The sequence below is a fragment of the Streptomyces sp. NPDC046881 genome (assembly GCF_040645015.1).
Classification (GTDB): domain Bacteria; phylum Actinomycetota; class Actinomycetes; order Streptomycetales; family Streptomycetaceae; genus Streptomyces.
This window is the reverse complement of the sequence record NZ_JBEYXJ010000046.1, coordinates 39,102-60,704: the sequence shown is the minus strand read 5'-3', so window position 1 is coordinate 60,704 and position 21,603 is coordinate 39,102. Positions and strand designations below refer to the sequence as shown.

Annotated in this window: 16 protein-coding genes and 1 pseudogene; 14 read left to right on the top strand and 3 right to left on the bottom strand. The window is 71.5% G+C overall.

The features are described from left to right. A pseudogene (locus ABZ923_RS22340) lies at nt 1–1,059 on the top strand (excinuclease ABC subunit A); the annotation flags it as partial. Nucleotides 1,060–1,230: 171 nt separating this feature from the next. Here the strand turns inward: ABZ923_RS22340 and ABZ923_RS22335 are convergent. Together ABZ923_RS22335 and ABZ923_RS22330 are read right to left on the bottom strand one after the other, a co-directional pair. Next, a complete protein-coding gene (locus ABZ923_RS22335; RefSeq protein WP_361474549.1) occupies nt 1,231–2,151 on the bottom strand; it encodes a carbohydrate kinase in 921 nt (306 codons plus the stop codon). Then, complete coding sequence (locus tag ABZ923_RS22330; RefSeq protein WP_361474546.1) at nt 2,148–3,278, bottom strand: LacI family DNA-binding transcriptional regulator; 1,131 nt, start codon at nt 3,276–3,278, stop codon at nt 2,148–2,150. The genes ABZ923_RS22335 and ABZ923_RS22330 overlap by 4 nt, the downstream gene beginning before the upstream one ends. 427 nt (nt 3,279–3,705) lie before the next feature. Here ABZ923_RS22330 and ABZ923_RS22325 point away from each other — a divergent pair, with 427 nt between their 5' ends. Next, nucleotides 3,706–4,134, top strand: a complete 429-nt coding sequence (locus tag ABZ923_RS22325; RefSeq protein ID WP_361474543.1) for a Rieske 2Fe-2S domain-containing protein — start codon at nt 3,706–3,708, stop codon at nt 4,132–4,134. 78 nt (nt 4,135–4,212) lie between these two features. Here ABZ923_RS22325 and ABZ923_RS22320 read toward each other — a convergent pair whose 3' ends face one another. Further along, a complete protein-coding gene (locus tag ABZ923_RS22320) occupies nt 4,213–5,160 on the bottom strand; it encodes a hypothetical protein (RefSeq protein WP_361474540.1) in 948 nt (315 codons plus the stop codon). A gap of 570 nt (nt 5,161–5,730) precedes the next feature. On the opposite strand from ABZ923_RS22320, the gene uvrC reads away from it, so the two are divergent. The 12 genes from uvrC to pgi all read left to right on the top strand — a co-directional run bounded on the left by uvrC (nt 5,731) and on the right by pgi (nt 21,525). Next, a complete protein-coding gene (uvrC, locus tag ABZ923_RS22315) occupies nt 5,731–7,947 on the top strand; it encodes an excinuclease ABC subunit UvrC (protein ID WP_361474537.1) in 2,217 nt (738 codons plus the stop codon). Continuing rightward, nucleotides 7,944–8,948, top strand: a complete 1,005-nt coding sequence (rapZ, locus tag ABZ923_RS22310) for an RNase adapter RapZ (RefSeq protein ID WP_361474534.1) — start codon at nt 7,944–7,946, stop codon at nt 8,946–8,948. The genes uvrC and rapZ overlap by 4 nt, the downstream gene beginning before the upstream one ends. After that, nucleotides 8,945–10,012: a uridine diphosphate-N-acetylglucosamine-binding protein YvcK gene (gene yvcK / locus ABZ923_RS22305; protein WP_361474531.1), complete on the top strand. Its 1,068-nt coding sequence runs from the start codon at nt 8,945–8,947 to the stop codon at nt 10,010–10,012. Before rapZ ends, yvcK begins: the two co-directional genes overlap by 4 nt. Beyond that, a complete protein-coding gene (gene whiA, locus ABZ923_RS22300; protein WP_030583311.1) occupies nt 10,003–10,992 on the top strand; it encodes a DNA-binding protein WhiA in 990 nt (329 codons plus the stop codon). Before yvcK ends, whiA begins: the two co-directional genes overlap by 10 nt. Nucleotides 10,993–11,144: 152 nt before the next feature. Beyond that, entirely contained in the window at nt 11,145–14,099 is a 2,955-nt protein-coding gene (locus ABZ923_RS22295) for a M14 family zinc carboxypeptidase (RefSeq protein ID WP_361474527.1), read from the top strand. 298 nt (nt 14,100–14,397) lie between these two features. Beyond that, complete coding sequence (gap, locus tag ABZ923_RS22290; protein ID WP_358639930.1) at nt 14,398–15,405, top strand: type I glyceraldehyde-3-phosphate dehydrogenase; 1,008 nt, start codon at nt 14,398–14,400, stop codon at nt 15,403–15,405. A gap of 134 nt (nt 15,406–15,539) precedes the next feature. After that, nucleotides 15,540–16,751 (top strand): phosphoglycerate kinase, encoded by a 1,212-nt coding sequence (locus ABZ923_RS22285; RefSeq protein WP_361474524.1) that lies wholly within the window; start codon nt 15,540–15,542, stop codon nt 16,749–16,751. A gap of 6 nt (nt 16,752–16,757) precedes the next feature. Beyond that, entirely contained in the window at nt 16,758–17,534 is a 777-nt protein-coding gene (gene tpiA, locus ABZ923_RS22280; protein WP_361474521.1) for a triose-phosphate isomerase, read from the top strand. A gap of 108 nt (nt 17,535–17,642) precedes the next feature. Next, a complete protein-coding gene (secG, locus tag ABZ923_RS22275; protein WP_361474518.1) occupies nt 17,643–17,879 on the top strand; it encodes a preprotein translocase subunit SecG in 237 nt (78 codons plus the stop codon). A gap of 204 nt (nt 17,880–18,083) precedes the next feature. Further along, a complete protein-coding gene (locus ABZ923_RS22270) occupies nt 18,084–18,419 on the top strand; it encodes an RNA polymerase-binding protein RbpA (protein ID WP_003976875.1) in 336 nt (111 codons plus the stop codon). 123 nt (nt 18,420–18,542) lie between these two features. Then, nucleotides 18,543–19,820 (top strand): MFS transporter, encoded by a 1,278-nt coding sequence (locus tag ABZ923_RS22265; protein WP_361474515.1) that lies wholly within the window; start codon nt 18,543–18,545, stop codon nt 19,818–19,820. Nucleotides 19,821–19,872: 52 nt separating this feature from the next. Beyond that, nucleotides 19,873–21,525 carry a glucose-6-phosphate isomerase gene (gene pgi, locus ABZ923_RS22260; RefSeq protein WP_361474512.1) on the top strand — a complete coding sequence of 551 codons (1,653 nt, stop codon included), beginning with the start codon at nt 19,873–19,875 and terminating at the stop codon, nt 21,523–21,525. The last annotated feature ends 78 nt before the right edge of the window (nt 21,526–21,603 follow it).

Genomic DNA, 21,603 nt, shown 5'->3' with positions numbered 1-21,603 from the left:
CACCTGGCCCGCGAGCTGAACGGCGCCCGGACCGTCCCCGGACGGCACACGCGCGTGGACGGCGACGACCTGGTCGACAAGGTCGTGCACGTCGACCAGTCGCCGATCGGCCGCACCCCCCGGTCCAACCCGGCCACGTACACCGGTGTCTTCGACCACATCCGCAAGCTGTTCGCCGAGACCACCGAGGCGAAGGTCCGGGGCTACCTGCCCGGCCGCTTCTCCTTCAACGTCAAGGGCGGTCGCTGCGAGAACTGCGCGGGCGACGGCACGATCAAGATCGAGATGAACTTCCTCCCGGACGTCTACGTCCCGTGCGAGGTCTGCCACGGCGCCCGGTACAACCGGGAGACCCTGGAGGTCCACTACAAGGGCAAGTCCATCGCCGAGGTCCTGAACATGCCGATCGAGGAGGCCATGCACTTCTTCGAGGCGGTGCCGGCGATCTCCCGCCACCTGAGGACGCTGCACGACGTCGGCCTCGGCTACGTCCGCCTCGGCCAGTCCGCCACCACCCTCTCCGGTGGTGAGGCGCAGCGCGTCAAGCTCGCCAGCGAACTGCAGAAGCGGTCCACCGGACGCACGGTCTACGTCCTGGACGAGCCGACCACCGGTCTGCACTTCGAGGACATCAGCAAGCTGCTCAAGGTCCTCGGCGGGCTCGTCGACAAGGGCAACACGGTCATCGTCATCGAACACAACCTCGACGTGATCAAGACCGCCGACTGGATCGTGGACATGGGCCCCGAGGGCGGCGCCGGCGGTGGCCTGGTGGTCGCCGAGGGCACGCCGGAGGAGGTCGCCGGTGTTCCGGCGAGCCACACGGGCAAGTTCCTGCGCGAGATCCTCGGCGCCGACCGCATCAGCGACGCCGAGCCGGTCACGGCACAGCGCGGTGGTACGGCCCGGAAGACGGCCGCGGCCAAGTCGCCGGCGAGGAAGACGGTGACGGCCAAGGCCAACAGCACGCCGACCAAGAAGGCCGCCACGACCACGAAGAAGGCGACGCCCGCGAAGGCGACGCCCGCGAAGAAGACGACGCGGGCCCGCAAGGCCTGACACCGCTTCGAGGAAGTCCTGACGACACATCAAAAAATCCGGCGCCCCGCGGGAACTCCCCGCGGGGCGCCGCTCGTTCCACTATCAGCCCGCCCGGTCCAGCGGCCCGACAGGTCCCCGCACCCCGCAGGCCCGGCTGAACCTTGTCAACAGCACAGGGAAATCCGCCGCTCAGAGAGCGGCCGGCTCACCCAGCTCCGCCGCGTACGGCGGCTCGGCCCCCGCCCGCGAGCAGGTGATCGCCGCCGCCCGTGCCGCGAAGCGCAGCAGTCGCGTCCAGCCCTCCGTCCCGAGGGTGGTGAGCGCTTCCGGAGACAGCGCGTCCCGGGCGGCCAGCCCGTGCAGCAGGGCCGCGTTCACCGTGTCACCGGCGCCGATGGTGTCCACGACATCGACCTTCTCACCCGGCACGGAAAGCTCCCCGCCGTCCCGGGTGAACACGGTCAGACCGTCGCCGCCCCGCGTGACCACCACGGCCGCCGGTCCCGCGGCCAGCCACTCGCGCGGGCTGCCGCCGAGCCACGCCGCATCCTCCGCGGACAGCTTCAGCAGCGTCACCGAGGGCAGCCAGCTCCTGAACCGCGCCCGGTAGGCGTCCGCGTCCGGGATCAGTCCCGCCCGGATGTTGGGGTCGAGCGCGGTGAACAGCCCCTGCCCGGCGGCGGCGCGCATCAGCTCCTCGTAGGCGCTCGCCCCCGGTTCCAGGACGAGCGAGCAGGTGCCGAAGGACACCGCGCGCGTACCGGCGGGGAGCGCGGCGGGGGCGGTGAACAGACGGTCGGCGGTGCCGTCGACGTAGAAGGAGTAGGCGGCCGAGCCGGCGGCGTCGATCGTGGCGACGGCGAGGGTCGTCGGCTCCGGCCCCCGCTGCACGCCGGAGACGTCGACGCCGGCCCGCCGCAGCCCGTCGAGCAGGGCCTCGCCGAAGGCGTCGTCCGACGTCCGGGAGCAGAAGGCGGTGGGGGAGCCGAGCCGGCCGAGGGCCACGGCGGTGTTGTACGGGCCGCCGCCGAGCGCCGGCTTCAGGTCCGCGAGGGCACCCGGGTCCTGCGGTACCAGGTCGATCAGTGCCTCACCGGCGACGACGATCACGTGGCGGTTCCCTTCTCGGACAACGTGGATGGTGCGGTGTACCCGTCCGTCCCGGCGGGGCCCGGCGCCTCCGGGCAGCCGCAGGACGTGCGGTGGACGAACGTGCACGGCAGCCGGAGCGTGCGGGCCGGACGGTCCGGCTCGGCCAGCCGGTCCAGGAGCACCCGGACGGCCTGGGCGCCCAGCTCCCGGCTGGGCTGGGCGATGGCGGTCAGCCGGGGCGAGAACAGGTCGGCCCAGGCGAAGTCGTCGAAGCAGCACAGGGCGATGTCGTCCGGCACGGACCGGCCGTGCCGGCGCAGCGCGCGCAGGGCGCCGATGGTCATCGCGTTGTTGGCGGTGACGAGGGCCGTGGGCGGATCGGGCAGGCCGAGCAGGGCGGCCGTGGCCCGCTCGGCACCGGCGGACTCGGAGTTGCCGGAGACGAGGAGACGTTCGTCGTACGCCAGACGCGCGGCGGCGAGGCCGTCCCGGTAGCCGGAGACGCGCTCACTGGTGGTGCTGAGCCCGGGCAGGCCGGCGACCAGGGCGATCCGACGGTGCCCCCGTTCGGCGAGGTGGGTGACGAGCAGGGCCGTCGGCGCGGCGCTCTCGGCGCAGACCTGGTCGAAACCCGGTGCGCCGAGGGCGGTGGCGGCACCCGCCCCATCACCGGGCGGGACATCCGCCGGCATGCCGGCGTCGACCAGCCGGTCCAGGAACACGGTCGGCACCGCGTGGCGGCGCACATAGCCGACGAGGTCCTCGGGGTCCGCGGACGGGGCGACGATCATGCCGTCCACCCGGCGCTCATGGAGGAGCTGGACGACCTTGCGCTCGTGCCGGGGGTCGTCGTGCGGATCGGCGATGAGCAGGCTGTAGCCCGCCTCCAGTGCAGCGGACTCGACACCTTGCAGGATCTCGGTGAAGTAGGGATTGCTGATGGCGGACACCGCGAGGCCGATGGAGCGGGTGCGCGAGGTCACCAGGGAGCGGGCCAGGGTGTTGGGGGTGTAGCCCAGGGCGTCGACGGCGTCGAGCACGGCCTGGCGGGTGTGGGGGAGCACCGGACGCGTGCCGTTGAGGACATGGGAGACGGTCGCCACGGAGACTCCGGCGCTCCGGGCGACATCCGCCATGGTGGCCATTGCGCTCCCTTCCTGAGTCGACAAGCCGACAAGTCGATAATCCGGCGGCGGGACCCGCCCGTGACCGCCGAACCGCCAGGCCGCCAGACCGCCGGTCCACGGGTCCGACCGAGCCGTCCCTCGGCTGCCTGCCGTCCGCCGTCTGCCGTCTCCGGTCGTGCGGTCTCCGCACCTTCCGGCCGGGACGCTATCCCATCTCCCCGCCTCGCGTAAACGCTTACGCAAGCGTTTACGTCACCCCGCTGTCGCCTGCCCCACCAGCCGGCCTCGGCCCTCCGCCGCCCCCGGCGCTCCCCGGCACCCCCCAGCGCACACGACGCCCTCCGATGCCCCCGCCCGCCCCGATCTCCACCCGCCCCCGACCCCGGCCCGACCCCTCTGTCCGGGTATCGTCGCCCTGCACGCCCCTTGACCAGTGGAGTACCAGATGCCCGCCCGATCCTCCGCGAGCCGCCGTACCGTCCTTCGAGGTGCCGCTGTCGCCCCGGTCGCCGGCCTCGGCCTGGCCGCGTGCTCGGCCCCCGACGGGAGCGGTGCGGTCGCGGCCACCCCGACCGCGCCGGTCGACCTCGGTGCCGAGAGCGAGGTCGCCAAGGGCGGGGCGAAGCTGTACCGGGACCACAACGTGGTCGTCAGCCGCGACGAGGACGGCACGCTGAAGGCGTACAGCACGATCTGCACGCACGCGGGGTGCCCCATCAACAAGCTGCAAGGGACGACCCTGGTCTGTCCCTGCCACGGCAGCCAGTTCGACGCCGTGACGGGCAAGGTGGTCCAGGCGCCGGCCACCGTGCCCCTGAACGAGCTGTCGGTGAAGGCCGCGAACGGCAGGATCGTCGCCGGCCCGGCGGCCTGACCGGAGGGCCGCGGGGCCAGGGGCTCCGGCCTCAGCGCCAGGCGCTACGCCTCCGCGGGCGGGGACGCGAGGGACCGCTCACCCCCAGTCCCAGGCGATCCCCACAATGCCCGGCCGGATCCGCGGCTCGACCACGTGGGCCGAGTGGTGCGGTCCGGTCACGGGAAGCTCCTGCCGGCCGCTGCGCGGGGCCGCCGCCGAGTGCTGGGTGAAGCGGTGGCAGCGTACCGGCAGGGCGGCCGTGTCGAAGCGCACCTGGAGCGCGTACTGGCCACCGGGGCAGCCGAACCGCTGGAGGTACTCACGGGATGGGCCGGCCGTGCCGTCCTCGATGCCGTACCGGAAGAGGAAGGTGTCGCCGGAGCCCAGCCGGGTGCCGAAGAGCAACTCGGCCACCAGGACCCCCGTGTCCTGGTCCCAGTGGAGGCGGCCGGTGCGGCAGTTCTCCAGGGCGTGCACCGTGATGCGGCGCGGGTCGCAGCCCGGGTCGCCGTGGTGGACGGCGACGAAGCGGTCGACGCCGTCGCGGTGGGCGCGCACGATGTGGTGGGCCTCGCGGCTCGCCAGCTCGCGCCGGGCACCGATCCGGACGCACTCGTGGTGGCCCAGGGTGTGCAGTCCGCCGTCCAGGGGCCGGCCGAGGTCGGCGGTGAGCCGGTCCACGACGTCGGAGGCCTCGATCAGGGAGCGGTAGGAGCGGCCCGCCGGACGGCCGTCCGGCGCGCGCTCGTCGGACTCGGCGAGCAGGCGGATCAGGGACTCGTCCGGCAGCTGGAGGATCTCCTCCAGTGCCCGTACGGCGCGCAGCGACTCGGGGCGCTGCGGGCGGCGGGCGCCCTGTTGCCAGTAACTCAGGCTGGTGACGCCCACCTTGACCCCGTGGCGCGACAGATGGTGCTGCACGCGCTGGAGCGGCAGTCCGCGTGCGGCGATCGCGGCGCGCAGCGCCACGTGGAAGGGGCCGCCGCGCAGGGCCGTGTCCAGTTCCGCGGTGGGGACGTCCGCGTGCTCTGTGGCATGCCGCATGCCGAGGGGCCTCTCTGTGAAGTGTCGCTACGGCTGGTCAGACCGCCTGTGCGGGTGTGCGGGGCCACCCCCGTGGGCGCTGCGGACGCCCGTAGCCGGGCACACCGCGCGCCCGTACGCATGTGTGCACGGGCCCCGAGTTCCCCCGCATTGAAGCGTGTTGACCAGAACCCGACAACACCTCGGGCCCGGCTGTTCCGGACGACTGGCCGGACCCTGCCGTTCACGGGACGGGGGAGGGGTCCCGCGCGGGCCGCCGCGGGCCTGATCAAGGGCCTCGCCGGGGAGACGGTGACACGCGACACGTCCCCGGCATGGCCGGAACGCGACCGTCGGATGTGCCGGGGGTGCGGCTCGGCGTGCCGAGAAGGGGGCCGCCGCCCGCCCTGGGGCCGTCCTGCCTGTCCGGGGATGCCCGAGGGATGCCGGGGGGATGCCCGGGACGGGGAACACCTGGCCGGCTCGCCCGGCGGCCGCGCCGAGATCGCCGCCCGGCGACCGAGGCGCCGACCGCCCGGCACCGTCCACAGGCCCGACGCGGTGTCGGTGCTCGTTAGTAGGGTGTGAGACATGGCCGACCCCTCCAGCTACCGCCCCAGGCCGGGAGACATCCCGGACTCTCCCGGGGTGTACAGGTTCCGCGACGAGCACCGCCGGGTGATCTACGTCGGAAAGGCGAAAAGCCTGCGCCAGCGCCTGGCGAACTACTTCCAGGACCTGGCGAACCTGCACCCGCGCACCCGGACGATGGTGACCACCGCCGCGTCCGTGGAGTGGACCGTGGTGTCCACGGAGGTGGAGGCGCTGCAGCTGGAGTACTCCTGGATCAAGGAGTACGACCCCCGGTTCAACGTCAAGTACCGCGACGACAAGAGCTACCCGTACCTCGCGGTGACGATGAGCGAGCAGTTCCCGCGGGTGCAGGTGATGCGGGGTCACAAGAAGAAGGGCGTGCGCTACTTCGGGCCGTACGCGCACGCGTGGGCCATCCGGGACACCGTCGACCTGCTGCTGCGGGTGTTCCCGGTGCGCACCTGCTCGGCGGGCGTCTTCAAGAACGCCGCCCGCACCGGCCGCCCCTGCCTGCTCGGCTACATCGGCAAGTGCTCCGCCCCCTGCGTCGGCCGGATCACCCCCGAGGACCACCAGGAGCTGGCCGAGGACTTCTGCGACTTCATGGCCGGCCGCACCGGCACCTACCTCCGCCGTCTGGAGAGGCAGATGATGGAGGCGGCCGAGGAGATGGAGTACGAGCGGGCGGCCCGTCTGCGCGACGACATCGAGGCCCTGAAGAAGGCCATGGAGAAGAATGCGGTCGTGCTCGCCGACGCGACCGACGCCGACCTCATCGCCGTCGCCGAGGACGAGCTGGAGGCGGCGGTGCAGATCTTCCACGTGCGCGGCGGCCGGGTCCGCGGTCAGCGCGGCTGGGTGACCGACAAGGTCGAGGAGGTCACCACCGGCGCCCTGGTCGAACACGCGCTGCAGCAGCTGTACGGCGAGGAGACCGGCGACGCGGTCCCCAAGGAGGTGCTGGTCCCGGCGCTGCCCGAGCCGGTCGAGCCGGTCCAGGAGTGGCTGACCGGCCGCCGCGGGTCGAACGTGTCGCTGCGCATCCCGCAGCGCGGCGACAAGAAGGCGCTGATGGAGACCGTGCAGCGCAACGCCCAGCAGGCCCTCGCGCTGCACAAGACCAAGCGCGCCTCCGACCTGACCACGCGCTCGCGCGCGCTGGAGGAGATCGCCGAGGCCCTGGACCTGGACAGCGCCCCGCTGCGTATCGAGTGCTACGACATCTCGCACCTCCAGGGTGACGACGTGGTGGCCTCCATGGTCGTCTTCGAGGACGGCCTGCAGCGCAAGAGCGAGTACCGACGCTTCCAGATCAAGGGCTTCGCCGGCCAGGACGACGTCCGCTCCATGCACGAGGTGATCACCCGCCGCTTCAGGCGCTACCTCGCCGAGAAGGAGCGGACCGGGGAGTGGGCCGACGGCACCTCCGCCGATGCCTCCGGCCCCGAGATCCCCGCCACCGATATCCCCGCCGCCGACGTCCCCGTCACCGATGGCACCGGAACGCACGGCTCCGACGCGGCGGGCCCCTCCGCCGGCGGCTCCTCTACCCCGGCTCCCCTCGCCGACGGCGATGCCGCGCTCACCGGTACGGAGGTGATCACCGACTCCCTCAAGGACGACGACGGACGTCCCAGGAAGTTCGCCTACCCGCCCCAGCTGGTCGTGGTCGACGGTGGTCAGCCGCAGGTCGCGGCGGCCCGGCGCGCCCTGGACGAGCTGGGCATCGACGACATCGCCGTCTGCGGCCTCGCCAAGCGCCTGGAGGAGGTCTGGGTGCCCGGCGAGGACGACCCGGTGGTCCTGCCCCGCACCAGCGAGGGCCTCTACCTGCTCCAGCGTGTCCGCGACGAGGCCCACCGGTTCGCGATCACCTATCAGCGCACCAAGCGGGCCAAGCGCTTCCGCGCGGGCCCGCTGGACGACGTCCCCGGCCTCGGCGAGACCCGCAAACAGGCGCTCATCAAGCACTTCGGCTCGGTGAAGAAGCTGCGGTCCGCCACAATCGAGCAGATCCAGGAAGTGCCCGGGATAGGCAGGAAGACGGCCGAGACCATCGCGGTGGCCCTCGCCCAGGCGGCCCCGGCCGCACCCGCCGTGAACACGGCGACCGGAGAGATCATTGAGGACGAGGAACCCGACACGACGGGGGGTTCCTCGGGGGAACCCGTGACCGCGGGTGCCCCGGACGAACGACGGGGGCAGGAGACATGACCGAGCACGACGCACAGCCCACAGCACGACGAGAACAGGCGCACAGCGCCACGGGCGACGATGTCGTCCGGCAGGACACCGGCCAGGACAACGGAGCACAGGTGAGTACGGGCAGCGAGACAGCCGGGGCCCCCGAGGCGGCCATCCCCGAGCTGGTGATCATCTCCGGCATGTCCGGGGCCGGCCGGTCCACGGCCGCGAAGTGTCTGGAGGACCTCGGCTGGTTCGTCGTGGACAACCTGCCGCCCGCCCTCATCCCCACCATGGTGGAGCTGGGTGCCCGCTCGCAGGGCAACGTGGCGCGGATCGCGGTCGTGGTCGACGTGCGCGGCCGGCGCTTCTTCGACAACCTGCGCGAGTCCCTCGCCGACCTGGACACCCGGGGCGTCACCCGGCGCATCGTCTTCCTGGAGTCCTCCGACGAGGCCCTGGTCCGCCGCTTCGAGTCGGTGCGCCGTCCCCACCCGCTCCAGGGCGACGGGCGCATCGTGGACGGCATCGCCGCCGAGCGGGAGCTGCTGCGCGAGCTGCGCGGCGACGCCGACCTGGTGATCGACACCTCCAGCCTCAACGTGCACGAGCTGCGCGCCAAGATGGACGCCCAGTTCGCCGGCGACGAGGAGCCCGAGCTGCGGGCCACCGTGATGTCGTTCGGCTTCAAGTACGGCCTGCCGGTCGACGCCGACCTGGTCGCGGACATGCGGTTCCTGCCCAACCCGCACTGGGTCCCGGAGCTGCGCCCCTACACCGGCCTCAACGAGGAGGTCGCCGCCTATGTCTTCAACCAGCCCGGCGCGAAGGAGTTCCTCGACCGGTACGCCGAACTGCTGCGGCTCATCGCGGCGGGCTACCGGCGCGAGGGCAAGCGCTACGTGACCATCGCCATCGGCTGTACGGGCGGCAAGCACCGCTCGGTCGCGATGTCGGAGAAGCTCGCCGCGCGCCTCGCGGCCGAGGGCGTGGAGACGGTGGTCGTGCACCGGGACATGGGACGGGAATGACGGGACGTACACCGCGGCTGGGCAGGCTGCGCCGGATGGTGCCCGACGCGCGCGCCGGCCGCCCGGCCGAGGCCCGCGGGGGCCGGCCGCGCCGGCGCGGCACCCAGCCCAAGGTGGTCGCGCTCGGCGGCGGCATGGGCCTGTCCGCGTCGCTCGCCGCGCTGCGCCGGATCACCGGCGATCTCACCGCCGTCGTCACCGTCGCCGACGACGGCGGCTCCAGCGGGCGCCTGCGCGACGAGCTGGGCGTGCTGCCGCCCGGTGACCTGCGCAAGGCGCTGGCCGCGCTGTGCGGCGACGACGACTGGGGCCAGACCTGGGCCCGGGTCATCCAGCACCGCTTCCAGTCCCAGGGCGACCTGCACGACCACGCGGTCGGCAACCTGCTGATCGTCGCCCTGTGGGAGCAGCTCGGCGACCATGTGCAGGCCCTGGACCTGGTCGGCAAGCTGCTCGGCGCGCACGGGCGGGTGCTGCCCATGTCGGCCGTACCGCTGGAGCTGCAGGCCCTGGTCAAGGGGCACGACCCGGACCGCCCGGAGGACGTGGACACGGTGCGCGGGCAGGCGACCGTGGCCCTGACGCCCGGCGAGGTGCAGTCGGTGCACCTCGTGCCGCACGACCCGCCCGCCGTCCCGGAGGCGGTGGCCGCGGTGCTGGACGCGGACTGGGTGGTGCTCGGTCCGGGCTCCTGGTTCTCCTCGGTCATCCCGCACCTGCTGGTCCCGGAGCTGCTGGACGCCCTCACCGAGACCAAGGCACGCCGTGTGCTCTCCCTCAACCTGGCGCCGCAGCCGGGAGAAACCGAAGGCTTCTCCCCGCAGCGTCATTTGGAGGTTTTGGGGCGACACGCCCCTAAACTCGCCCTGGACGTGGTGCTGGCCGACGAGGCCGCCGTGCCCGACCGCGACTTGCTCACCGAGGCCGCCAAGCGGCTGGGAGCCGCGGTGGAGCTGGCGCCGGTGGCCAGGCCCGACGGTTCCCCCCGGCACGACCCGGAGCTGTTGGCCGCCGCGTACGACCGTATTTTTCGGATGCATGGAAGGATCGGCCCATGGCGATGACGGCAGCGGTGAAGGACGAGATCTCCCGGCTCCCCGTCACCCGGACCTGCTGCAGGAAGGCGGAGGTCTCCGCCATTCTGCGGTTCGCCGGCGGCCTCCACCTGGTGAGCGGGCGCATCGTGATCGAGGCGGAGCTGGACACCGCCATGGCGGCGCGCCGGCTCAAGCGGGACATCCTGGAGATCTTCGGGCACAGCTCCGAGCTGATCGTGATGGCGCCCGGCGGACTGCGCCGCGGCTCGCGGTACGTCGTGCGGGTCGTCGCGGGCGGCGACCAGCTGGCCCGCCAGACGGGTCTGGTCGACGGGCGGGGCCGGCCGATCCGCGGGCTGCCCCCGCAGGTGGTCTCGGGGGCCACCTGCGACGCGGAGGCGGCCTGGCGCGGCGCCTTCCTGGCGCACGGCTCGCTCACCGAGCCCGGCCGCTCCTCCTCCCTGGAGGTGACCTGCCCGGGCCCGGAGGCGGCGCTCGCGCTGGTCGGGGCCGCCCGCAGACTGTCGATCGCCGCGAAGGCCCGCGAGGTGCGCGGGGTGGACCGGGTGGTCGTCCGTGACGGGGACGCGATCGGCGCCCTGCTCACCCGGCTGGGCGCCCACGAGTCGGTGCTGGCCTGGGAGGAGCGCCGGATGCGGCGCGAGGTGCGGGCCACGGCCAACCGGCTCGCCAACTTCGACGACGCCAACCTGCGCCGCTCGGCCCGTGCCGCCGTGGCCGCCGGGGCCCGGGTGCAGCGCGCCCTGGAGATCCTGGGTGACGAGGTGCCCGAGCACCTCGCTGCCGCCGGCCGGCTGCGCATGGAGCACAAGCAGGCCTCCCTGGAGGAGCTGGGCGCGCTCGCCGACCCGCCGCTGACGAAGGACGCGGTCGCGGGCCGTATCCGCCGGCTGCTGGCGATGGCCGACAAGCGCGCCGCCGACCTGGGCATCCCGGGCACGGAGGCGAACCTCAGCGAGGAGCTCGCGGACAACCTCGCCGGCTGACCGGACGGGGCGTCAACTCGCCGGTGTCGTCCTCCGATCGGGTGGTCGGCACCGGCGTTTGCGTGTCTGTGAGGCGCTCTTGACTCGATCATGAAGTGACATGAGCCTGGCAACCTGTTCGCCGCTGTGGCGGACCACCGCTAGGGGGGTTCATGAGACACAGAGCGAGATCGATCCTCGCTGTCGGCGCGCTTCTGATCGGCGGAGCGAGCCTCGCACCCACAGCCCAGGCGCAGAGCGCGAGCCCGGCACCCTCCGGACCGGACGAGGTGAAGGTCTTCCGCGCGGAGGTCACCAAGAAGCAGGTACCCCTGCTGCTCGAGGCCGGCCAGGACGGACACGAACTCGGTCAGCAGGCCGCCGCGGGGGGCAGGACCCGGGTGGAGGTCTACCTCACCGACCAGCAGGCCGCGCAGCTGCGCAAGCAGGGCGTCACCCTCACCGAGCACTCCCTGTCCGCCCGGGCCGAGGCCCGGGTCGAGGACGCCGCGCAGGGCGTGTTCCGCCCGTACAGCGGCAGCGGCGGGCTCAGGGAGGAGATCCTGCGGACCGCCCGGGCCCACCCCGGCCTCACGAAGGTCGAGTCCATCGGCAGGACCGTCAAGGGCCAGGACATCCTCGCGGTCAAACTGACCAGGAACGCGAAGAAGTCGAAGGACGGCTCCAAGCCCTCCGTGCTGTACATGTCCAACCAGCACGCGCGCGAGTGGATCACACCGGAGATGACCCGGCGGCTGATGCACTACTACCTGGACCACTACCGGACCGACAAACGCGTCAGGAAGATCGTCGACTCGACGGAGCTGTGGTTCGTCCTCTCGGCCAACCCCGACGGCTACGACTACACCTTCAAGGACTCCGGCACGCGCCTGTGGCGCAAGAACCTGCGGGACGTCAACGGCGACGGCGTCATCAGCACGGGTGACGGCGTCGACCTGAACCGCAACTTCGCCTACAAGTGGGGCTACGACGACGAGGGTTCGTCCCCCAACCCGACCAGCCAGACCTACCGCGGCGCGAGCCCCGGGTCCGAGCCCGAGACCAGGGCGCTGGACGGCTTCGAGAAGCGCGTCGGCTTCCGGTACGCCATCAACTACCACTCCGCCGCCGAACTCCTCCTCTACGGCGTCGGCTGGCAGGTGGCCACGCCCACCCCCGACGACGTCCTCTACAAGGCGCTGGCCGGCACCCCCGGCAACTCCGCCGTCCCCGGCTACCACCCGCAGGTCTCCTCGGAGCTGTACACCACCAACGGCGAGGCGGACGGCCACGCGTCGAACGTCAACGGGATGGCGATGTTCACCCCGGAGATGTCGACCTGCCAGACCGCCTCGGACCTCGATCCCGGCGACGCCTGGAAGAGCCAGGACTGCCAGTCGGTCTTCAACTTCCCCGACGACGAGAAGCTGATCCAGCAGGAGTTCGCCAAGAACGTCCCGTTCGCGCTCTCCGTCGCCGAGACCGCCGTACACCCCGACAAGCCGGCCTCCTCGGTCGGTCTGAAGGCCGCCGACTTCACCCCGGCCGCGTTCTCCACGTCGTACTCCCGGGGCGCCGGCCAGGAGGTCTCCGTCGTCGTCCGCAAGGCGATCCGGGACAAGGAACTCAAGTACCGCGTCAACGGCGGCCGCACGCGCGAGCGGGCGCTGAAGTCCTGGAAGGGCGGCGAGACCTACGGCGGCGAGGACGACCTCTACTTCGACGAGTACCGCGCCAAGGTGAAGGACGGCGCGCCGGGCGACAAGGTCGAGGTGTGGTTCACCGGCGAGACCGGGAAGGGCGGGAAGGTCTCCAGCACCCACTTCACCTACACCGTCGCCGAGCGGCCGCGGGCGGACACCCTGGTGGTCGCCGAGGAGGGCACGGCCGCCACGCAGGCGCGGACGTACGCGGACGCGCTGAAGGCCGCGGGGCACCGGGCCCTCGTCTGGGACGTGGCCACGCAGGGCGCCCCGGACGCGCTGGGCGTGCTGAAGCACTTCCGGACGGTCGTGCACTACTCCGGCGCGAACGGCCCCGCCAACGCCACCCAGCTCCAGCTGCGCGCCTATCTCAACGAGGGCGGCAGGCTGATCGAGGCCGGCGAGCTGGCCGGCGGCAGCGTCGACCTCGGCGACGGCACCCTGTCGGACGACTTCAGCCAGTACTACCTGGGCGCCTACAGCCGTACGTCGACCAAGGGGGCCACCGGCTTCACCGGCTCCGGCGCGCTCGGCGGCTTCACCGGCGCCCTCGGCGACGCGCCCGGCAACCCGCTGGACAAGGCCGGTACCTACGGCGTCACCTCCGACGAGCTGCCGGTCACCGCGTACCCGCAGTTCAAGAGCGCGGGCGCGGGCACCTTCGCCGGGACCGTCAACCCGTACGGGCCGTTCGCGGGCTCCGCCATGGCGGCCGCCGTGCACACCGACGACGCCTACAAGCGCCTCACCCGCACCATCGACCTCACCGGTGTGACCGCGGCCGACAAGCCCGCCCTGAGCACCCGTCTGCTGTGGGACACCGAGCCCGGCTACGACCACGCGGTGGTAGAGGCGCACACCGTGGGCGCCGACGACTGGACGACCCTGCCGGAGGCCGGAGGGGCGACGACGGCGGCCGTCCCGGAGGACTGCGGGGCCGGGTTCCTGATCGGCGAGCACCCGTGGCTGAAGCACTACCTGACGCTCACGGGCAACGCCTGCACCGCGACCGGCACCACCGGTTCCTGGCACAGCCTCACCGGCAGCTCCGCCGGCTGGCAGCGGGTGAGCTTCGATCTGAGCGCGTACGCCGGCAAGTCCGTCGAGGTCTCGCTCGGCTACGTCACCGACCCCGGCACCGGCGGGCACGGGGTCCTCGCCGACGACGCCTCGCTGGTCGTGGGCGGCACGGCGCGGGAGACCGAGGGCTTCGAGTCGTCGCTGGGCGCCTGGAAGGCGGCCGGTCCGCCCGCCGGCAGCCCGGCGGTGCTGAAGGACTGGACGCGCACCGGAACCCTGTTCCAGACCTATGGAGCGGTCACCACGGACGACACCGTGCTGCTCGGTTTCGGCCTGGAGCAGGTGCCGTCGGCGGCCGACCGGGCGGCTCTGCTGCGCACGGCGTACCACGCGCTCGACAGGTGAGCGGAACCCCCTCTCAACGGTGCAGAAACGGGGTACTCATCAAGTGAGCCGACCCGCTCACGAACGAGTGAAAGAGACGTCAGAAGTGCCCCGCATTCCGTAATGAATACGGATGAAACCGCTGTCGATCCGAGGTGGTCCGTACCCCTACTGGCGGGTACGGACCGCCTGCCCGTGTATGGGACATCTCGATGTCACCTCGGGGCCCTCAGAGAGGTAGGGTCGGTGGTGGTCGGGGACATCCCAAACAGAGCTCGCCGGCACCGCATGGCCGGCGTACCAACGAGGAGATCGGTTCGTGACGATCCGCGTAGGCATCAACGGCTTCGGCCGCATCGGGCGTAACTACTTCCGCGCGCTGCTGGAGCAGGGGGCGGACATCGAGGTCGTGGCTGTCAACGACCTGGGTGACACCGCGACCACCGCTCACCTGCTCAAGTACGACACCATCCTGGGCCGCCTCAAGCAGGAGGTCTCGCACACCGCCGACACCATCACGGTCGACGGTCACACCATCAAGGTGCTGTCCGAGCGCAACCCGGCGGACATCCCCTGGGGCGAGCTGGGTGTCGACATCGTCATCGAGTCCACCGGCATCTTCACCAAGAAGGAAGACGCCGCGAAGCACATCGCCGGCGGCGCCAAGAAGGTCCTCATCTCGGCTCCGGCCAAGGACGAGGACATCACCATCGTGATGGGCGTCAACCAGGACAAGTACGACCCGGCGAACCACCACGTCATCTCCAACGCCTCCTGCACCACCAACTGTGTGGCGCCGATGGCGAAGGTCCTCGACGAGAACTTCGGCATCGTCAAGGGTCTGATGACCACGGTGCACGCGTACACGAACGACCAGCGCATCCTGGACTTCCCGCACAAGGACCTGCGCCGCGCCCGTGCCGCCGCCGAGAACATCATCCCGACCACCACGGGTGCCGCGAAGGCCACCGCGCTGGTCCTCCCGCAGCTCAAGGGCAAGCTGGACGGCATCGCCATGCGCGTCCCGGTCCCGACCGGCTCCGTCACCGACCTGGTCGTGGAGCTCGGCCGCGAGGTCACCAAGGAAGAGGTCAACGCCGCCTTCCAGAAGGCCGCCGAGGGCGAGCTGAAGGGCCTTCTCGACTACACCGAGGACCAGATCGTCTCCTCCGACATCGTCAACGCCCCGGCGTCCTGCACCTTCGACTCCTCCCTGACCATGGTCCAGGAGGGCAAGAACGTGAAGGTCATCGGCTGGTACGACAACGAGTGGGGCTACTCCAACCGCCTCGTCGACCTCACGGTCTTCGTCGGCAACCAGCTCTGATCGCCAGCAGGACCCCGAAGTGAGAGCAGGGCCCGTGCAGCGCACCGCCGCGCTGTCCGGGCCCTGTCCCACGTACTGACCACGTCCTTTTACGATCAGGTGCACCACGAGCCCTCCTGTAGGAGTCCACTCCCATGAAGACGATCGACGAACTTCTCGCCGACGGCGTGAGCGGCAAGCGGGTCTTCGTCCGCGCCGACCTCAACGTGCCGCTGGCCGACGGGACGATCACCGACGACGGCCGTATCCGTGCCGTCCTGCCGACCATCAAGGCCCTCGCCGACGCCGGCGCCAAGGTGGTCGTCGCCTCGCACCTGGGCCGCCCCAAGGGCGCCCCGGACCCCGCCTTCTCGCTGCTGCCCGCCGCCGAGCGCCTCGGTGAACTCCTCGGCGCCCCCGTCGCCTTCGCCGAGGACACCGTCGGCCCGGCCGCCCACGACGCCGTCGACGGTCTCCAGCCCGGCCAGGTCGCGGTCATCGAGAACCTGCGGTTCAACCCCGGCGAGACCGCCAAGGACGACACCGAGCGCGGCGAGTTCGCCGACCGGCTGGCCGCCCTCGCCGAGGTCTACGTCGGCGACGGCTTCGGCGCGGTCCACCGCAAGCACGCCTCCGTCTACGACCTCCCGGCCCGGCTGCCGCACTACGCCGGCTACCTGATCGCCGCCGAGGTAGGCGTCCTGAAGAAGCTCACCGAGGACGTCAAGCGCCCCTACGTCGTCGCGCTCGGCGGCGCCAAGGTCTCCGACAAGCTCGCCGTCATCGACCAGCTGCTCGGCAAGGCCGACCGGCTGCTCATCGGCGGCGGTATGGCCTACACCTTCCTCAAGGCCAAGGGCTACGAGGTCGGCATCTCCCTCCTGCAGGAGGACCAGATCCCGGCCGTCACCGAGTACCTGGAGAGGGCCGAGAAGCAGGGCGTGGAGCTGGTGCTCCCCGTCGACGTCGTGGTCTCCCGGGAGTTCCCGGACCTGAAGACCAAGGCGCCCACCGAGAACACCGTGGTCGACGCGGACAAGATCCCCGCCGACCAGGAGGGCCTGGACATCGGCCCGAAGACCCGAGAGCTCTACGCCTCGAAGCTCGCCGACGCCGCGACCGTGTTCTGGAACGGTCCCATGGGCGTCTTCGAGCACCCCGACTACGCCGAGGGCACCAAGGCGGTCGCCCAGGCACTCGTCGACTCGGACGGCTTCAGCGTCGTCGGCGGCGGTGACTCCGCCGCTGCCGTGCGTACGCTCGGCTTCGACGAGAACGCGTTCGGCCACATCTCGACCGGTGGCGGCGCCTCCCTCGAATACCTCGAGGGCAAGACGCTCCCCGGCCTCGCCGCACTGGAGGACTGACCCCGCATGACGACCCGCACGCCGCTGATGGCGGGCAACTGGAAGATGAACCTCAACCACCTCGAGGCCATCGCACACGTCCAGAAGCTCGCCTTTGCCCTGGCCGACAAGGACTACGAGGCCGTCGAGGTCGCCGTCCTGCCCCCCTTCACCGACCTGCGCTCGGTGCAGACCCTGGTCGACGGCGACAAGCTCAAGATCAAGTACGGCGCCCAGGACATCTCCCAGCACGACTCCGGTGCCTACACCGGCGAGATCTCTGGCCCGATGCTGGCCAAGCTCAAGTGCACCTACGTGGTCATCGGCCACTCCGAGCGCCGCCAGTACCACCAGGAGACCGACGAGATCGTCAACGCCAAGGTCAAGGCGGCCTACAAGCACGGCCTGACCCCGATCCTGTGCGTCGGCGAGGAGCTGGACGTCCGCCAGGCCGGCAACCACGTCACCCACACCCTCGCCCAGATCGAGGGCGGCCTGAAGGACCTGCCGGCCGAGCAGGCCGAGACGATCGTGATCGCCTACGAGCCCGTGTGGGCCATCGGCACCGGCCAGGTCTGCGGTGCCGACGACGCCCAGGAGGTCTGCGCCGCCATCCGCGCCAAGCTCGCCGAGCTGTACTCGCAGGACGTCGCCGACAAGATCCGCATCCAGTACGGCGGCTCCGTGAAGTCCGGCAACGTCGCCGAGATCATGGCCAAGGCCGACATCGACGGCGCCCTGGTCGGCGGTGCCTCGCTGGACGCCGACGAGTTCGTCAAGATCGTGCGCTTCCGCGACCAGTGATCCTGGTTGTGAGTAGGCGGTAGCCGCGATACGTCGTACTCTTGCGGGGGCACAGCCGAGGTGCTGTGCCCCCGTCGTCCATCCGAATCCGAGGAAGTTGGTCCAGCCGTGGTTTTGGGGTTCTCGATCGCCCTGATCGTCTTCAGCCTGCTGCTGATGCTGCTGGTGCTGATGCACAAGGGGAAGGGCGGCGGCCTCTCCGACATGTTCGGCGGCGGCATGCAGTCCTCCGTCGGCGGGTCCTCGGTCGCCGAGCGCAACCTCGACCGGATCACCATCGTGGTGGGCGTGCTGTGGTTCGCGTGCATCATCGTCCTCGGCATGCTGATGAAGACGACCAGCTGACACGCGAACAGCACATTCCGCTCGTAAAGCCCCATGTTCGGTACGCGCCGCTGAGCGCGGCCTATCATGGGGCTTGCGTCTGGATATGGGGGGCCGGTAACTCCAATCACTGGACGCGCGTTGGGCCTTACGTAGACTGAGGCGCTCGCGGCGAAGCGAAACGCCGACTCGCTTCGCGGCACCATCACGCAGGGAGTTACGACCGTGGCAAGTGGCAACGCGATCCGTGGAAGCCGGGTCGGGGCGGGGCCGATGGGCGAGGCCGAGCGCGGCGAGTCCGCGCCGCGTCTGCGCATCTCCTTCTGGTGCTCCAACGGGCACGAGACGCAGCCCAGCTTCGCCAGCGACGCGCAGGTTCCCGAGACCTGGGACTGCCCGCGCTGCGGCTTCCCGGCCGGCCAGGACCGGGACAACCCGCCGGACCCGCCGCGCACCGAGCCGTACAAGACGCACCTCGCGTACGTGCGGGAGCGGCGCAGCGACGCGGACGGCGAGGCGATCCTCGCCGAGGCGCTCGCCAAGCTGCGCGGCGAGATCTAGGACTTTCACCGGCCGGGTGCCCGCGGGCGCCCGGCCGGAGCCGTATCCGCCGCTCGGCGCCGACCGATTGTCAGTGGTGCCCTCTACGGTTTTCGTGAAGGCGGGAACCGTGAGGGGGAGTTCGTGACAGAGGTCGGGACGGCCGGGCCGGCGGTCAGGCGCGCGCTCGCGTGGCGCGGGGGTTTCGGACGGCTGTGGAGCGCCGCCGTGCTCTCCGGCTTCGGTGACGCGCTGCGTACGGCCGCGCTGCCGCTGCTCGCCGCCTCGCTGACCGACCGGCCCCTGCTCATCGCCGCCGTGACCGCCTGCGGCTACCTGCCGTGGATCGTCTTCGGACTGCTCGGCGGGGCGGTCGCCGACCGCGTGGACCAGAGGCGGGCCATGTGGGCGGTGGACGCGGTACGCGGACTGCTCGTCGCCTCCTTCGCGGTGGTCGTCGCCCTGGGGCACGCCTCGATCGCCCTGCTCATCGCGCTCGCCTTCACGCTGACCACCCTTCAGACGCTCTTCGACAACGCGGCCACGGCCCTGCTGCCGGCGCTGGTGGGCCGGGAGGCACTGGGCGGTGCCAACGCCCGGCTGCTGACCGGGCAGAAGATCGCCGGCGGGCTGCTCGGGGCGCCCGCCGTGCCGGTCCTGATCGCCGCGGGGGCGGCCGTGCCCTTCGCGGCCGACGCGGCCACCTTCCTCGTGGCCGCCGCGCTGGTCGCGTCCCTGCGGACCGGCGCGGCCGAGCGCGCGCCGAGACCGGCGGGCGGCACCCTGCGCCGGGACATCACCGAGGGGCTGCGCGCCCTCTGGCACGACCGGGCCCTGCGCGGGCTGTGCGCCTCCACGGCCCTGTGCAACATCGGCATGGGCGCCCTGATCGCCACCCTGGTGGTCCTGGTGACCGGGTGGCTCGACGCGGGCAGCGGCGGATACGCGGCGGCGGCCACCGCGTACACCGTCGGCGGGCTGGCCGGGGGAGTCGCGAACCGGCAGATCACGGCCCGGACCGGCGCCCTGCGGGCCGTGCTGCTCGCCGGCACCGTGCAGATCGGCGCCCTCGTCGTCATGGGCACCGTGCGCAGCCTGACCGCCCTGACGGCCGCCCTCGCGGTCTTCGGGTTCATGGGCATGCTGTGGAACGTCAACTCCACCACCCTGATGCAGCAACGCACCCCCGCCGACCTGCTCGGCCGGGTCGGCTCGGCCTTCCGCACCCTGGCCGTCGCGGGAGCCCCGCTGGGCGCGCTTCTCGGCGGCGCCGTGGCCACGGCCTGGGGGCCCAACACGCCGGCCCTGCTCACGGCGGCCTTCTTCGTCCTGTCCGTCACCGCGCTGATACCGGTCCGCACGGCGGACGTACCTGTTGTCGCGCCGGACGACGGCGTCACGACGGCTCACACCGTGCGGTGATCAATTAGGTTGGACCAGCTGGGACAGGCACGAAAGAAGGCTGAAGTCGGATATGAACGCAGACGGCCGTACCAGGCTCAACCAGACGCCCGAATGGACCGCGCTCGCCAAGCACCGGGAGGAGCTGGCGGACACCCATCTGAGGGACCTGTTCGCCGCCGACCCCGCGCGCGGCACCGGGTACACACTCCAGGTCGGCGACCTGTACATCGACTACTCCAAGCACCTGGTCACCGACGAGACGCTGCGGCTGCTGCGCGAGCTGGCCGCGGCGACGGACGTCTTCGGCCTCCGGGACGCCATGTTCCGCGGCGAGAAGATCAACGTCACCGAGAACCGGGCCGTGCTGCACACCGCGCTGCGCGCCCCGCGGGACGCCGTCATCGAGGTCGACGGCGAGAACGTGGTGCCGAAGGTGCACGCCGTGCTCGACAAGATGGCCGGCTTCGCCGAGCGGGTCCGCTCCGGCGAGTGGACCGGCCACACCGGCAGGCGCATCAGGAACGTCGTCAACATCGGCATCGGCGGTTCCGACCTCGGCCCCGCGATGGCCTACGAGGCGCTGCGCAGCTTCACCGACCGCGACCTCACGGTCCGTTTCGTCTCCAACGTGGACGGCGCCGACCTGCACGAGGCCACCCGGGACCTGGACCCCGCCGAGACGCTGTTCATCATCGCCTCCAAGACCTTCACCACCATCGAGACCATCACCAACGCGACCTCCGCGCGCCAGTGGCTGCTGGCCGCGCTCGGCGACGAGGCGGCGGTGGCCAAGCACTTCGTCGCGCTGTCCACGAACGCCGAGAAGGTCGCCGCGTTCGGCATCGACACGGCCAACATGTTCGAGTTCTGGGACTGGGTAGGCGGCCGGTACTCGTACGACTCCGCGATCGGCCTCTCCCTGATGATCGCCATCGGCCCGGACCGCTTCCGCGAGATGCTGGACGGTTTCCGGATCGTCGACGACCACTTCCGCACCGCGCCCGCCGAGGCCAACGTCCCGCTGCTGCTGGGCCTGCTGGGCATCTGGTACGGCAACTTCCACGACGCCCAGACCCACGCGGTGCTGCCGTACAGCCACTACCTGTCGAAGTTCACCGCCTACCTCCAGCAGCTGGACATGGAGTCCAACGGCAAGTCGGTGCAGCGCGACGGCAAGCAGGTCGAGTGGCAGACCGGACCGGTGGTGTGGGGCACGCCCGGCACCAACGGGCAGCACGCCTACTACCAGTTGATCCACCAGGGCACCAAGCTGATCCCGGCGGACTTCATCGGTTTCGCCGAGCCGGTCGCGGAGCTGAGCGGTGAACTCAAGGCCCAGCACGACCTGCTGATGGCCAACTTCTTCGCCCAGACCCAGGCGCTCGCCTTCGGCAAGACCGCCGAGGAGGTCCGCGCGGAGGGCGCGCCCGAGGAGCTGGTCCCGCACAAGACCTTCCAGGGCAACCGGCCGACCACCACGATCCTCGCCCGCGAGCTGACCCCGTCCGTGCTCGGCCAGCTGATCGCCCTCTACGAGCACAAGGTGTTCGTGCAGGGCGCGGTGTGGAACATCGACTCCTTCGACCAGTGGGGCGTGGAGCTGGGCAAGGTCCTCGCCAAGCGCGTCGAACCGGCCCTCACCGAGGGCGCCGAGGTCCCCGGCCTGGACGCGTCGACCAGGGCGCTGGTCGCCACGTACCGGGAGCTGCGCGGCCGGAGCTGACCCGGCCGCGGGCCGCCCGCACCGCCACGGCCACCGCACCCGGCTCGGTCCGCCCGCCCGCTCGGTCCGCCCGCTCGA